The sequence below is a fragment of the Vannielia litorea genome (assembly GCF_019801175.1).
Taxonomy (GTDB): Bacteria; Pseudomonadota; Alphaproteobacteria; order Rhodobacterales; family Rhodobacteraceae; genus Vannielia; species Vannielia litorea_B.
The window spans coordinates 2,874,765-2,888,092 of record NZ_JAHVJR010000001.1 but is presented as its reverse complement, the minus strand read 5'-3'; the positions used below and the strand labels follow the sequence as shown (position 1 = coordinate 2,888,092).

The 13,328-nt window shown below is 62.8% G+C and carries 13 protein-coding genes; 9 read left to right on the top strand and 4 right to left on the bottom strand.

What is annotated here, in order from left to right; all coding sequences use genetic code 11:
• Nucleotides 1–3 precede the first annotated feature (3 nt).
• The 3 genes from KUV38_RS14150 to KUV38_RS14140 form a co-directional block, all read right to left on the bottom strand.
• A complete protein-coding gene (locus tag KUV38_RS14150) occupies nucleotides 4–1,329 on the bottom strand; it encodes a WcaI family glycosyltransferase (RefSeq protein WP_261385231.1) in 1,326 nt (441 codons plus the stop codon).
• A gap of 231 nt (nucleotides 1,330–1,560) precedes the next feature.
• The gene (locus tag KUV38_RS14145; protein ID WP_222470662.1) at nucleotides 1,561–3,486 is read right to left on the bottom strand and encodes a TonB-dependent receptor domain-containing protein; all 1,926 of its coding nucleotides are present in this window, start codon (nucleotides 3,484–3,486) and stop codon (nucleotides 1,561–1,563) included.
• 111 nt (nucleotides 3,487–3,597) lie between these two features.
• Nucleotides 3,598–3,906 carry a DUF2218 domain-containing protein gene (locus KUV38_RS14140; protein WP_222470661.1) on the bottom strand — a complete coding sequence of 103 codons (309 nt, stop codon included), beginning with the start codon at nucleotides 3,904–3,906 and terminating at the stop codon, nucleotides 3,598–3,600.
• A 39-nt stretch (nucleotides 3,907–3,945) separates the two neighbouring features.
• Between KUV38_RS14140 and KUV38_RS14135 the strand changes: the two genes are divergently transcribed.
• From KUV38_RS14135 to KUV38_RS14120, 4 genes are read left to right on the top strand one after another with little or no spacing between them, the layout of a single operon-like run.
• A complete protein-coding gene (locus tag KUV38_RS14135) occupies nucleotides 3,946–4,902 on the top strand; it encodes a siderophore ABC transporter substrate-binding protein (RefSeq protein ID WP_410001032.1) in 957 nt (318 codons plus the stop codon).
• Nucleotides 4,899–5,852, top strand: coding sequence for an ABC transporter permease (locus KUV38_RS14130; protein ID WP_222470660.1), 954 nt, complete (start codon nucleotides 4,899–4,901; stop codon nucleotides 5,850–5,852). The genes KUV38_RS14135 and KUV38_RS14130 overlap by 4 nt, the downstream gene beginning before the upstream one ends.
• The gene (locus KUV38_RS14125; protein ID WP_261385501.1) at nucleotides 5,824–6,792 is read left to right on the top strand and encodes an iron chelate uptake ABC transporter family permease subunit; all 969 of its coding nucleotides are present in this window, start codon (nucleotides 5,824–5,826) and stop codon (nucleotides 6,790–6,792) included. The genes KUV38_RS14130 and KUV38_RS14125 overlap by 29 nt, the downstream gene beginning before the upstream one ends.
• Nucleotides 6,789–7,550 (top strand): ATP-binding cassette domain-containing protein, encoded by a 762-nt coding sequence (locus KUV38_RS14120; RefSeq protein WP_222470659.1) that lies wholly within the window; start codon nucleotides 6,789–6,791, stop codon nucleotides 7,548–7,550. Before KUV38_RS14125 ends, KUV38_RS14120 begins: the two co-directional genes overlap by 4 nt.
• Nucleotides 7,551–7,561: 11 nt before the next feature.
• Here the strand turns inward: KUV38_RS14120 and KUV38_RS14115 are convergent, their stop codons facing one another.
• Nucleotides 7,562–8,581 (bottom strand): LacI family DNA-binding transcriptional regulator, encoded by a 1,020-nt coding sequence (locus KUV38_RS14115; RefSeq protein ID WP_222470658.1) that lies wholly within the window; start codon nucleotides 8,579–8,581, stop codon nucleotides 7,562–7,564.
• 137 nt (nucleotides 8,582–8,718) lie between these two features.
• Here KUV38_RS14115 and KUV38_RS14110 point away from each other — a divergent pair, with 137 nt between their 5' ends.
• The 5 genes from KUV38_RS14110 to KUV38_RS14090 all read left to right on the top strand — a co-directional run bounded on the left by KUV38_RS14110 (nucleotide 8,719) and on the right by KUV38_RS14090 (nucleotide 13,253).
• Nucleotides 8,719–9,795, top strand: a complete 1,077-nt coding sequence (locus KUV38_RS14110) for a fatty acid desaturase family protein (RefSeq protein ID WP_222470657.1) — start codon at nucleotides 8,719–8,721, stop codon at nucleotides 9,793–9,795.
• 43 nt (nucleotides 9,796–9,838) lie between these two features.
• Nucleotides 9,839–10,147: a MocE family 2Fe-2S type ferredoxin gene (locus KUV38_RS14105; protein WP_222470656.1), complete on the top strand. Its 309-nt coding sequence runs from the start codon at nucleotides 9,839–9,841 to the stop codon at nucleotides 10,145–10,147.
• 89 nt (nucleotides 10,148–10,236) lie between these two features.
• Nucleotides 10,237–11,265, top strand: coding sequence for a LacI family DNA-binding transcriptional regulator (locus KUV38_RS14100; protein WP_222470655.1), 1,029 nt, complete (start codon nucleotides 10,237–10,239; stop codon nucleotides 11,263–11,265).
• A gap of 151 nt (nucleotides 11,266–11,416) precedes the next feature.
• Complete coding sequence (locus tag KUV38_RS14095; RefSeq protein ID WP_222470654.1) at nucleotides 11,417–12,232, top strand: TIM barrel protein; 816 nt, start codon at nucleotides 11,417–11,419, stop codon at nucleotides 12,230–12,232.
• 76 nt (nucleotides 12,233–12,308) lie between these two features.
• Complete coding sequence (locus KUV38_RS14090) at nucleotides 12,309–13,253, top strand: sugar ABC transporter substrate-binding protein (RefSeq protein WP_222470653.1); 945 nt, start codon at nucleotides 12,309–12,311, stop codon at nucleotides 13,251–13,253.
• Nucleotides 13,254–13,328: the final 75 nt, after the last annotated feature.

The following is a 13,328-nucleotide window of genomic DNA, read 5'->3' as shown; positions in this document are numbered from 1 at the left end:
TGTTCAGCGGTTCTGCTGGCGAAGGGCCTTTGGGTTGAGCGGGAACCGGGAATTCAAAGCAAGGTCGGTGCTAGTTGGCTCCGTAGGCGGTGTTTCATGCGGAGCTGTCCGACCGTCACTGCAAAGTAGCTCAAAGGCCGATTTGAGCTCATTGAGCGTGCGCGTGGCATCCCATCTCTCCAGCGCAAGGGCGCGGGCTCTGGTGCCAAGGGCGGCCCGGCGCTCAGGGTCGTCCAATAACGCGGACAACGCTTCGGCGGCGGCCGCTCCGTCACCGGGGCGGGTTACCAAGCCGGCGCCCTCGACCTCATCGGCTAGGGCTGTGCCCGGCTCGGTGGTGGCCAGCACCGGGCGGCCCGAGGCGAGCATGTTGGTCAGCTTCGATGGCAAGACGAGATCGGCCGCGCCGGCGATCTGGGGCAGCAAGTGAATGTCGGCCATGCCCAGCAATTCGCCCAGTCGCTCAATGGGCTGCAGCGGCAGAAAACGGATGTTCGAAAGGCCGCGAGACATCTCTTCAAGCCGTGACCGTAGTGGTCCGTCGCCGCAGACAACGAATGTAACATCGCGGCGATGGTCGAGCCGTCGGGCAATGTCGGGAATGATCTCAAGTCCCTGCTTGTTGGCGAGGTTGCCGGAGTAGAGTACGACGTGAGGCGTGTGGATGCCCAGTTCGGTGCGCATCGGCGATGGCCTCTCAAGCGGTTTGACCTTTTCGAGATTCGCCCAGTTGCGAAGCTCGCAGACGCGCTCTTGCGGTACCTGCTTCTGGCGAAGCTTGGCGACCATCGGTGCCGAGATCGTGCTGACCCGGTCAAAACGGCGCAGCACCCAGTGCTCAAAGGCCCGGGCAGCCCGCGCGATGCGGCTTTCGGGCTTCAGCAGGCCTGTTGCAAAAGCGGCCTCGACCTCGAAGTCCTGAATGTGGAGCCATGCCTTGGCACCGGCAAGCCGGGCTGCCAGCCAACCCACGGGGGCAGAGATCATTGAAGGCGCGACGACGAATACGATATCGGGGCGCCAGACCAGCCCGCGCCAGAGGGCTATGGGAAGGGCGGTGATGGCAAAGCTGGCATGGTGCAGGATGCGCTTGAGGCCGGTGGGGTTGGCAGGCACGTAGAGCGGGCAATGAGTGATCTTGACGCCGGTTTCGGAGCGCCGATTGCGCCAGAACGGCCCACGCCAGCCTTTCCGCACACGCCACTCCGGATAATAGGGCTTGGCCGCGACCACCCGCACCTCGGCGCCGCGGCTTGCCATGCCCTCGGCGAGATCGGTGTTGTAGACTGCGGTCGAAATGATCTCGGGCGCGTAGTTGATACCGAGCAAGAGAATTTTCAGCGGGCGGGCTTGGGCCTTTGAAGCCATCCTAAATCCTCGCGGCGAGTTGCCTGTCCGGCACGTGCCGGAGATCACGAGGATATGCAGAAGCTTGGTTAACAGTCGGTTAAGGCCGGCCGTTTTGGTGCCGGGTGCTCAAGCTTCCGACCGGAGCTATACGCGTTTGCGCAGCGTCCCGAAGGCGAGCGCGCCGCCTTCGGGAATTCTCTTCAGATCAGGTCAGAACTTCATGTTCGCCGAGATCAGGAACGTCCGACCCGGCTCGGTAATCGGTTCCACGGCGGAGAAGCCGACACCATCGTTGCCGCGCCCGGAGTAGGTCGTGTCGAACACGTTTTTCACGTCGAAGCGGACGGTGAGGTTGTCGTAGCTGGGCGGGGTCCACTTGGCCCAAAGGTTCACGACCTCGTAGCTGTCGAGCGGGGCATAGCCCGCAGGCACTTCATCGACTTCCAGCGCGATCTCGGCGGTGCCGCCAAGGGTCCACTGCTCGTTCACGTCCCACGCACCGGAGAGGCCGATGATATGGCCCACGGGGCGACCCACGTAGTAAGACGTTGTCGAAACGGGGCCTTCATCAATCTGCACGTCGGCATAGGTCCAGTTGCCCTCGATGTAGCCCTGTGTGCCGGTGTACCGCAGCTTGGCGTCAAAGCCCTGAGAGGTCACATCGTAGGCCGCCGCTTCCCCCATGGTGGTGAAGGGATCGTTGGCGTCCTTGATGTTGGTGTGGAACAGGGCAAAGCCCGCCTGCCACGGACCCTGCTCGTAGCGCAGGCCGATGCGGAAGTTCGTGGACCGGCTGGTGATCTGGTCGCCGTACACCGGGGCCGAGCGCAGACCGATCAAGGCCGCCTCATTCAGCTCGTAGCCGCCCCACACCGACGCTGCACCGACGTTCAGGGTGAGCCGGTCGGTTAGTAGCACGTCTGCCGCTGCATTCACGCTGACGCCCGAAGACGACCACTCCTCACCGGTGGCACCGGTGTAGGTCTGGCTGTCGAGGCGCACGCCGTATGAGAGCGACACGCGGCTGCTCACGTCCTGCCGCATCTGGGCATAGAGGCCGATGTTGGAAAGCTCTTCTTCACCTGCGTCGGCTGCCGTGCCGGTGTTGGTCGCGGTCTCGTGGAAGAAGTCCACGCCTGCGGTCAGCACGCCGCTGCCTAGCGCAAACCTGTTCTCCGCCTTGCCCGAAAGGCTGCGGTTGCGGCCCTGTGCGCTCTCGGCATCAACAAGCTGCTCGTTCCAGGCAAGCTGGATGGTCGGAGCCCAGATGCCCTGCGGGTTCTCATCGGTATAGGTGAAGCTGTAGCTGGTGCGCTCCGTCACCGCCACGAGATAGGTGGTGCCACGGCCCGGCACATCCTCGAAGTCGGGCCGCGGGAAGCCGCCCTGGAAGGGGCGCAGGCCCTGATCGGAGATTTGCTCAGCGGAGAACTCGAAGCGTTTTCCGGCATCTGTGGTGTAGGCGACCTTCGCAAAATAATCGGTAAGGTCGGGCTCGGTCCCGCCGATCACATCGCCATCGCCGTTCTCGTAATCGTCGCCTGTCTGGCGGGAATAGGCCAGCAGGTATTCGAACCCGCCCTGCGCCCCGTAGAGCGCGCCGGAGCGGCGGAAGGTGCCGCCATTGGAGCCGAAGGTGAGGCCGGTGAAGCCGCCGATGGTCTGGCCCGGCTCGAGCAGGTCGCGGGCATCTTTGGTTTCGTAGGCGAGGATGCCGGCGAGGGCGCCGGGGCCAGCATCGGCAGGGGCAAGGCCGGAGCTGACCTTCACGCTCTTCAGCAGGAAGGGATCAATCGGCACGTTGCCGGTGTGGTGGAAGGCACCCTTGTTCTGCCGGGCGCCATCGATGGTGACGGCGAGGTTGCTCTCTTCGAGGCCGTGGACCAGAACCTTTTGCGCAATCACCGAGCCGCCGGTTGCGAGGATCTCGGATTGCCCAGCGAATAGCTCATCGGTGCTCGCGGCGTTCCGCTCTTCGATCTCTTCACCAGAAATTTCAACGTTGCCGAGGGAGTCTTGCGCGGCGTCGGATTCAACACGGATGGCTTCAAGGTCGATCACATCCTGCGCGGCGGCGATGCTGGCGGCCAGAATGGAAGAAGAGGCCAGCAGGGCGGCCTTCATGGTCGTTTTCATAGTCGGGTGTCCCGGGGTTCGTGGTGGTTTCTTGAGCTGGCACGGAACACGCCGGGAGGCGCCGGAGGCTGGCTTTTTGAGTCTTGGCGGAATTGGCTCCGCCATTAAGGATCAGGAAGCGGCGGCGAGCCCCTCCCAATCCATCGTTTCGAAGTTTTCGCGGAAGGCAAAACGCACGAGGTGGTTGTCGATCACGGCGCGCGCGCGGGTTAGCCCCTCTTCGCTTGGTGCGGTCACCTCGACCACGAGCGCATCATCTTCGGCGCGCAGCTTGGCGGGGCCGACAGGCAGGGCACATTCGCCCGAACTTGCATCATAGCGCACGTCGATCTTGTGGCCGAAGTGTTTGCAGAGCTGTTGCAGGTACTTGCTTGCGCTTTGGGTGGCAAATCTGCCGGTGTCGTGGAGTTGCTCTTGCATCTTGCTTGTCTCTGAGTTTTTCTGTCGGAAATAATCCTGATGAAATCCATCGGGATTGTCCAGCCCGATTCCGAACCCCAGGAGACCCCGATGAATCGCCTCGCCACATTGGCTGCACTGGCTCTGACACCCGCCGCGCTGGCTGCGCAAACCGTCGAAATCGAGACCTATGCAGGCCCGGTCAGCGTTCCGCAGGCGCCTGAGAAGGTTGTTGTGCTCGATATCGCCGCAATCGACTCGCTTTCTGCCTTGGGCGTTTCCATTGACGCGGTGCCGCAGTTCACCCCGCCGGCCTACCTGGCGGATGTGTTTGCCTCGGCTCAGCCGGTTGGCAGCCTGTTTGAGCCCGACTTCGAAGCCATCGCGAGCCTTGGCCCGAGCCTGATTGTCGCTGGCGGCCGGTCACAGGCGCAGGTCGAGCCGCTTTCACAGATCGCTCCGACCGTCGATATGACGATCTGGGAAGATGTCGTGGGCCAGGGCCGCGCGCGGCTGGAAGCCTACGGCAAGCTTTTTGCCAGGGAAGGTAAGGCCGCTGAACTCGTCGGTGAGCTCGATGCGGCCGTCGAGGGGGCAAAAGCTGCGGCAGAAGGCAAAGGTGACGCTCTGATCCTGCTGGTGAATGGTGGAAAGATTTCTGCCTATGGCGATGATAGCCGCTTCGGGTGGCTGCATAGCACGCTCGGACTGCCCGAAGCCTACCCCGATCTGACTGCGGAAACCCACGGCGAGGCAGTGTCCTTCGAATTTGTTGCCGAGGTGAACCCGGATTGGATTCTGGTGATCGACCGTGGCGCCGCCATTGGCCAAGAAGGCGAAGCGGCCAGCGCTGTGCTGGACACGCCTCTGATCGCTGGCACCACGGCGGGCCAGAACGGGCAGATCGTCTATCTTGAGAGCGCGCGCCTCTACATCGCAGGCGGCGGCATCAACTCGATGCTTGGGACGATCGGTGAGGTCACCGAGGCGCTGGAAGGCGCCGCAGCCAGCAATTGAAACCGGTCACGCTCTGGCTGGCCGCCGGACTGATCCTCGCCGCCCTGATCTGCGCCTCGGTGCTGATCGGGGCGGCGAGCCTCTTTTCGGGTGATGTCGATGGCGGCCTGCTGATTGCCGTCAGCCGCCTGCCGCGCACTCTTGCCGCCTTGTTGGCCGGAGCCGGATTGGCGCTGGCTGGCGTGGTCGTGCAGATGGCGGTGCAGAACCGGCTGGTTGAGCCGGGGCTTGTCGGCACGCCAGAGGCGGCCATGCTCGGGCTGCTTGCGGTCACTCTGATTGCACCGGGCGCATCAATGATGGTCAAGATGAGCGTGGCCGCTGCCGCAGCGCTCGTTGGCACGCTCTGCTTCATGGCTTTGGCCCGACACGTGCCTCGGCGCGATCCCGTGCTGCTGCCGCTGGTCGGGCTGATCTACGGCGGAATTCTGGGGGCGGCAGCGCTGTGGGTCGCCTGGACAACCGACCTTGTTCAGTATCTTGGCACGTGGATGTCGGGCGAGTTTTCGGGCGTGCTGGCGGGCCGCTATGAACTGCTCTGGATTGTGGCCGTTCTGGCCCCGTTGCTCTACCTGGCCGCAGACCGCATTACCCTGCTGGGACTGGGCGAAGACGCGGCGCGCAGCCTCGGGCTGAACTACCGGCAAACCCTGCTGGCCGGGTTGCTGCTGGTGGCCATCATCACCGCTGCCGTTGTCGTGACGGTTGGGGCCATCCCTTTTGTCGGGCTTGTGGTGCCCAACATCATCTCGCGGCTTCGGGGAGACAATCTACGCCGTAATCTGCCGCTTACCGCATGGCTCGGGGCAAGTGCGGTTCTGGCGTGCGATATTCTCGGTCGCCTGATCCGTTGGCCCTACGAAATTCCGGCCGGTACGATCTTTGCCGTTTTCGGTGCGGGCGTGTTTCTGTGGCTGCTCAATGCCGCTCCGCGACGTGCTCATGCCTGACCGCCGCCGCCTCATCCCCCTGGCACTGATGCTGACAGGCCTCGCGGCCCTTTTCCTTGCGTGGAATTTGAAGGCACCGGTGGAGTTCATCCTGACCCTGCGGGTAGGCAAACTTGCCTCGCTCGTGGTGGTCGGCGCGGCCATCGGGGCTGCCACGGTGATCTTTCAGACCTTGACGGAGAACCGGCTACTGACCCCCGGGATCGTTGGTTTCGACGCGCTCTTCGTCTTCATCCAGACGGCGTTGGTTTTGCTCTTCGGTGGCTCGGTGCAGGCCGCTATTCCACCGCTGCTCCAGTTCCTCGCGGAGGCGGCATGTCTGGTGGCGGTCAGCCTCGCGCTATTTACGCTCCTGCTCGGGCGCGGCGCAGGAGATATTCTGCGCATGGTGCTCTCGGGGGTAATTCTCGGCATTTTCCTGCGGGGGCTCACCAGCTTTGCGCAGCGGCTGCTTGACCCGTCTGAGTTTGCCATTGTCCAGCAGGCGAGCATCGCCAGTTTTACTGCCGTCAATCCGCAGGTGCTTACAATTGCCGGGATCACCCTCATCCTTGCGCTTGGTGCAGCCCTTTGGTTGGCGCCTTCGCTCGATGCGGCAGGTCTTGGGCGGCAGACGGCGCGGGGCATCGGGCTGGATCACGATAGAGTGGTGCTGGTGGGTCTGAGCCTCGTTGGACTCCTTGTGGCGCTCTCTACCGCGCTCGTTGGTCCGGTGACCTTTCTGGGCCTGATCGCGGCGAGCCTCGCCTATCGGTTCTGCGGCACGTGGCGCCACGCGGTGTTGATCCCCGCTGCGGCCCTGATCGGTGCGGCCATCCTCGTGGCCGGCCAGTTCATGTTCGAGCGCATCCTCGGCCTGCAATCTTCGCTTTCGGTCGTGGTCGAGTTTTTGGGCGGCCTGCTCTTTTTGTTCCTCCTCCTCCGAAGGTCAGCCAGATGATCCGCATCGCCAACCTAACTGTCACGCGCGGCACCAAGCCCGTGCTTGACGACCTGTCGCTGCGCTTCGGGCATGGCGGCATCACCGCGCTGATCGGGCCGAACGGCGCTGGAAAGTCGACGCTGTTACACGCCATCGCCGGCCTTCTGCCCGCCACAGCAGGGCAGGTGGAGGTAGAAGGCCGCGATGTGGCGCGCATCCCGCCGGAAGAGCGGGCGCGACTCGTGGCGTTGCTCATGCAGTCCGACCGCGTCACGGCGCGATTGACCGTCGAAGACCTCGTGAGCTTCGGTCGCTGGACCTACCACAAGGGCCGCCCTACGGCTCGCGACCGTGAGGTGATTGCGCAGGCGCTCTCGCAGTTCGACCTCGAAAGCCTCGCATCCCGCCAGATCGACAGCCTCTCTGGCGGCCAGCGCCAGCGCGCCTTTGTCGCCATGGCTTGGGCGCAGGAAACCCCGTGGCTACTGCTCGATGAACCCCTCGCAGCCCTCGACCCGCGCCATGTGCGTGACCTGATGGAACGGCTGCACGGCATGTCGCGCCCCGGTGAGGGCCAGCGGAGCATCATCATCGTCATGCATGATTTGCCCGCCGCCGCCCGCTATGCCGACCGGATCATTGCCATGAAGGATGGCCAGATCGTTACCACAGGTCCGCGCCAGTTGAAGATGACCGGAGCTGTCTTGAGTGACCTATTCGAGACCGGTCTGGAAGTGGTGCAGGTTGGCGGCAGAGATACGGTCGTTCCCGCCTAGGCGGGGCAACGTCAGAAGGACTCTGGCAAGAGCAGGCTGGGCTCGAAGAGCGTTGGTGAGGACACCTCAAGCTCTGGAGCTTGCGCCATTCTGTCGACCAAGGCAGCGCAGAGTTCTTTCAAAGGGGTGGCGACGCACATCAGGGCATAGCGGTCGGCAAGTGCGTTCTGGCTTTCGGGGGTCAATTCGTTGACGATCAGCGCCACCTTGTTCGGCGGTCGAACCTCCCGCAGGGCGGCGATGGCCCCCTCCATGCCGCCGCCCGCCACGTAGAGACCGGCAAGGTCGTTGTGGCGGGTCAGCAGGTCGAGCGTCGCTTCATATGTAACTTGCCGCGTTTCGAGGTTTACCACCGTGTCGGCTATCGCGATTTGCGGGGCATATTCGTGCAACGAGTTGCGAAAGCCCGTTTCCCGCAGGGAATGGCCGTGCCACCGCGTGCCACCGACGAAGATGCCCACGCGGCCGGGTCTTTGCAGCCGCAGCGCCATCATCCAGCCCGCGATGCGCCCGACCTTCATGTTGTCTAGTCCGAAGTAGCCTGCCCCGGCACGGCCGCCAAAATCGTTCAGCAGCGAGTAGACCGGCGTGCCCTGTGCCCGAAGTTCGGTCATCAGCCGTGAGAGGGACGGATGGTTGATGGCCGTGGCCGCCACGGCGTGAGCGTTCTGGGCGGCGCGGGTGATCGCGGCGCAGAAGTCATCGGGCGATTGCGATGCGGAGTACTCGATGTGCGGTGTGATGTTTGCCGCTGGATGGGCCGCGCATGCCGCTTCGATCTCTGTCGCGAACCTTTGGTAGAAACTTTGCGACGGCTTGTGCAGGACGAAACCGAGGTTGATCCTCCGTAACGGGGCCGAAGGCGCCGCACTGTCCGACGGGAGGCGGTAGCCAATGCGCTCCGCGGCCTCGGCGATCCTTTGCCGCATCCTGTCCGATACATTGCCGCGGCCGTGCAGGGCCCGGTCCGCCGTGGCCGTGCCAACTCCGGCCGCGCGGGCCAGATCGCGGATGGTTGGGCGGTGTCCCAAACAAAGCTCCTGATGCAATGACCTCAGTTTTCACCGCCAATGGTGATGTATTCTGATGCGAAGGGGAACGAGAAACTTCGCGAATCCACCCTCCCTTCAGGTATCGTCTCCCCGAACACAGGCTCTGGGAGGACCATATGGCGCGCGATTACTCACTGCTCGGACCCGATGCCAAGCGCGCTGTCCAGATCGGCCTTGCGGCGGCAGAGTGGTATCACACCGACATTCCCCGCAAGGAGATGAAAGCGCTGATGCAGCGGGCCGATCAGCCTGCGATCCGCGATACGTTCATCCTCTTTGGCTGTATGGTGCTCTTTGCGGGCATCGGCATCGCGCTCTGGCCTTCATGGTGGTCGGCACCCTTCTGGCTGGCCTATGGTGTGCTCTATGGTTCGGCGATGGATTCTCGCTGGCACGAGTGCTCACACGGCACCGCCTTCAAGACCCGGCAATACAACGACTGGCTCTATCAGGTCGCCTGCTTCTGCATGATCCGCAATCCGGTGAGTTGGCGGTGGTCTCACGCGCGGCACCACACCGATACCATCATAGTTGGCCGCGACCCCGAAATCGCCGTGATGCGCCCACCTGCGCTGTTCAGGATCTTTCTCAACTTCTTTGGGATCATCGACGCATGGCACGGCTGGGGGCGGATGCTCTACAACGCTTCCGGGCGCATTCACCCGGAAGAGGCCGATTACATCCCCGAGAGTGAGCAGCCAAAGGCCATTCGTGTGGCCCGGATATGGACTGCAATCTATGCCGCAACGATCCTGCTGGCCCTCGTCACATGGTCGCTGCTGCCGCTGATGGTAATTGGCCTGCCCCGGCTCTATGGCGCTTGGCACCACATCATGACCGGGCTGATGCAGCATGGTGGCCTTGCTGACAACGTGACCGACCACCGGCTCAACAGCCGCACCGTGTACATCAATCCGATCAGCCGGTTCATCTACTGGAACATGAACTATCACGTCGAGCATCACATGTTCCCCATGGTGCCCTATCACCGGCTGCCGGAACTCCACGAGGCGATCAAGCATGACCTGCCCGCGCCCAATCCTTCGATCTGGGCAGCCTATGCCGAGATGTGGCCTGTGCTGAAGCGCCAGCTTGCCTATGAGGACTTCTTCCTCAAGCGCGAGCTGCCCGCCTCCGCCAAGCCTTATCGGGAGGATTTCCATGCCTCCGCGCTGGGCGCGGCCGCCGAATAAACCCTGACATTTCCGAAACCACCGACCGGGAGGAGCCTGATACATGGCCTGGATCGACGCTTGCGCAACCGATGAGATCGACGAAGAGGACCTGATCCGCTTCGACCATGAAGGAAAGACTTTTGCCATCTACCACGCGCCAGACGGGGCATTTTACTGCACCGATGGGCTTTGCACTCATGAGAAGGTGCACCTCGAAGACGGGCTGGTGATGGAATACGAGATCGAATGTCCAAAGCACAACGCGACCTTCGATTATCGAACGGGCGAGGCACTGCGTGCGCCTGCTTGCGTAAACCTCAACACCTATTCAGTGAAGGTCGAAGCTGGTCGGGTGATGATCGAAGTGTGACGCGGCGCTACTTGCCTCAAGCTCGCGCCTTGCCGAAAACGCATCATTCATGCTGAAATGCCTCATCCGTTTTTCGGAGGGAGGATATCATGGCAAACCGGCCGACCATCAGGGACGTGGCGCGCGAAGCGGGCGTCAGCCCGGCCACAGTGGACCGGGCGCTCAACGGCCGCAGCAAGGTGCGCGATGAGACCCTGCGCAAGATCGCCGAGGCCGCCCGCCGCGTGGGCTATCACGCGCGCGGGTTGATCGATCAGCGCCTCGTTGCTTCCGTCCCTGATCACAAGATCGGCCTGATCCTCATCAAGGAAAAGCAACCCTTCTACCGGGCGTTTCAGGCGACTATGGAGCAAGCGCTTGAGGAGCGTACTGACATTCGTGGACGGCTGGTGGTGCGCTATGCGCAGTCTCAGTCCCCCGAGGAGTTTGCCAGCCTGTTGGCCGAGGTGGGCGCGCGGGTTGATGCCGTCGGGGCCGTGGCGGTGAATCACCAGTCGCTGGACAAGGTTGTGCAGGATCTGGCCCAAAACGGTGTTCCAACCTTCTCGCTGCTCAACGACTTCGCCCAGGGCATTCGCAGAAACTACATTGGTTTGAACAACATAAAAGTTGGCCGGCAAGCGGCCTGGATGCTCACGCGCGGCGCGGCGCCGGGCAGCTATGCCATCTTCGTCGGCGGCAACCGTTGGCACGGGCACGACCTGCGGGAGGTCGGGTTCCGGGCCTATATGCGGGAGGGCGCGCCTGCCTCATCGGTCAAGGAAACGCTCGTCAACCTTGAGACCCGGCAGCTGACTTACGAGGCCACACTGAACCTGCTGGAGCGGCAGCAGGACTTGCGAGGCATCTACGTGGCGGGCGGCGGGATGGAGGGCGCCATCGCCGCCCTGCGTGAGACCCGCCCTTCCGGCAAGGTCGGGCTCGTTGTCAACGAGTTGACAGCAGACAGTCGTGCCGGGCTTCTGGAGGGCTACGTGCAGATGGTCATCGCCACCCCGCTCGAAGCACTGTGCCGCGAATTGGTCGCCCTGTCCCTACGCTCCCGGTCCGAGGCCGGATCGACCGCCGTAGAGCAGAAGTTCCTCACCCCGGAAATCATTCTGCCGGAACTGCTGTGATGATGGTTTAACGTCATTCCTGTGAGGGTGAATGACGTCATGCATGAGGAATTCTTGCCGTCGCAAGATTGACCGACTCGCACACACAGGCGCAGAACATTCCTCGGAGGTCGCCTCGCGCTTTGGCATGAGGCCGAGGGAGGAGCGTTAGATGCAGACAGCGATCAATCACATGACCGTGCCGCGGCTCTCTTACGTCGAGCTGCTTGATCTGGCCGCCAACCTCGGCTGCGTCGGCGTCGAAGTCAGGAACGATATCGAGCGGCCACTGTTCGACGAAGCCGATCCGGCCTCTGCCGGGGCAATGGCGCGCGACAAGGGCTTGCGCCTTGTGGGTCTGAGTCAAGTTTATCCCTTCAACAGCTGGTCCGACACGATTGCCATCGAAGTTCGTGCGCTCATCGCAACTGCGCTGGAGGCTGGGGCCGAGACCATCAGCCTCATTCCGCGCAACGATGGCACGCAAACCGGAAATGGCGAGCGCCACGCCAACCTGCGGATCGCGCTTAAGGAAATCCAGCCCATGCTGGCGGATGCGGGCCTTGTTGCACTGGTCGAGCCTCTCGGCTTTCCGCGTTCCTCGCTCCGCTCCAAGACCGAACTGGTAGAGACCATCGACGCGCTCGATGCTGCTGCGCAGTTCAGGATCGTGCATGATACGTTCCATCACGCTTTGGCTGAAGGCGGGCCGATCTACCCCGAGCGCACGGGCATCGTGCACATCTCCGGTGTCACTGACCCGGCGCTGGGCATCGAGAAGATGGAAGATGAGCACCGCGTGCTGGTGGATGCATCTGACCGGTTGGGCAACATCGAGCAACTGCGCGCGCTTCTGGCGGCAGGTTACGATGGCCCGGTATGCTACGAATGCTTCTCACCCGAAGTTCATGCCTTGGGTGATCCGGAGGCCGCGTTGCGCGCTTCTTTCGAGTTCATTTCCTCGCAGCTCGCGGAAGAGGCCGCGTGAGGTGAGGGTCGTCGCCCCTCTGGGGCATCCGGCAGCAAGGACGGGTGAGCCGGACACCCGAATTGGGAGGAAACCAATGAAAAAGACTTTCATCGCAGCGGGCGTAGCCTCGCTTCTGTCGACCAGCGCCATGGCCGAGACCATTGGCGTTTCGATGGCACTCTTTGACGATAACTTCCTGACCGTCCTTCGGAACGGAATTCAGGAGCAGGCGGACGCCATGGACGGTATCGAGGTACAGATCGAGGATGCGCAGAACGACGTGGCGCGCCAGCTCGACCAAATCAACAACTTCGTGGCCTCCGGCGTCGATGCGATCATCGTCAACCCGGTCGACACGTCTGCCACCGAGGCCATGACGGCGGCTGCCGAGGCCGCCGGTGTGCCGCTGGTCTATGTGAACCGCCAGCCGATCAACGTGGATACGCTGCCCGACAATCAGGCCTTCGTGGCCTCCAACGAGGAAGAGTCCGGCACGCTCGAGACCATTGAGATTTGCGATATCCTCGCCGAGCAGGGCACCGACCCGGCCAAGATCTACGTGATGATGGGCGAGCTCTCCAACCAGGCCGCCGTGCAGCGCACGCAGGACATCGACGACGTGATCGCCGCGGGCAACTGCAAGGTCGAGATTCAGGAGATTGACCGTCAGACCGCCAACTGGTCGCGCGATCAGGCACAGAACCTGATGACCAACTGGCTTTCTTCCGGTGAAGAATTCCACGCTGTCATCGCCAACAACGACGAAATGGCCATCGGCGCCATCCAAGCCATGAAAGCGGCGGGCATCTCGATGGATGATGTCGTGGTCGGCGGCATCGACGCCACGCAGGATGCCCTTGCAGCCATGGCGGCAGGTGACCTCGATGTGACCGTGTTCCAAAACGCGGCCGGTCAGGGTGGCGGTGCGCTGGACGCGGCGCTGAAGCTCTCCAAAGGCGAGGACGTGGACCAGAAAGTCTACATCCCATTCGAGTTGGTGACGCCTGACAACATGGCTGACTACACCTCCAAGAACTGATCGCCTCATCAGGTGATACATTGAGGAGCGGCGTTACGTCCGCCGCTCCGACGGCACTCCAGCCGGGCACGGCGC

Coding starts and splice junctions, on each gene's coding strand:
- KUV38_RS14145 (WP_222470662.1), bottom strand. CDS start 3,486: ATGAAAACGACCATGAAGGCCGCCCTGCTGGCCTCTTCTTCCATTCTG.
- KUV38_RS14140 (WP_222470661.1), bottom strand. CDS start 3,906: ATGCAAGAGCAACTCCACGACACCGGCAGATTTGCCACCCAAAGCGCA.
- KUV38_RS14135 (WP_410001032.1), top strand. CDS start 3,946: ATGAAATCCATCGGGATTGTCCAGCCCGATTCCGAACCCCAGGAGACC.
- KUV38_RS14125 (WP_261385501.1), top strand. CDS start 5,824: ATGCCGCTCCGCGACGTGCTCATGCCTGACCGCCGCCGCCTCATCCCC.
- KUV38_RS14120 (WP_222470659.1), top strand. CDS start 6,789: ATGATCCGCATCGCCAACCTAACTGTCACGCGCGGCACCAAGCCCGTG.
- KUV38_RS14110 (WP_222470657.1), top strand. CDS start 8,719: ATGGCGCGCGATTACTCACTGCTCGGACCCGATGCCAAGCGCGCTGTC.
- KUV38_RS14105 (WP_222470656.1), top strand. CDS start 9,839: ATGGCCTGGATCGACGCTTGCGCAACCGATGAGATCGACGAAGAGGAC.
- KUV38_RS14100 (WP_222470655.1), top strand. CDS start 10,237: ATGGCAAACCGGCCGACCATCAGGGACGTGGCGCGCGAAGCGGGCGTC.
- KUV38_RS14095 (WP_222470654.1), top strand. CDS start 11,417: ATGCAGACAGCGATCAATCACATGACCGTGCCGCGGCTCTCTTACGTC.
- KUV38_RS14090 (WP_222470653.1), top strand. CDS start 12,309: ATGAAAAAGACTTTCATCGCAGCGGGCGTAGCCTCGCTTCTGTCGACC.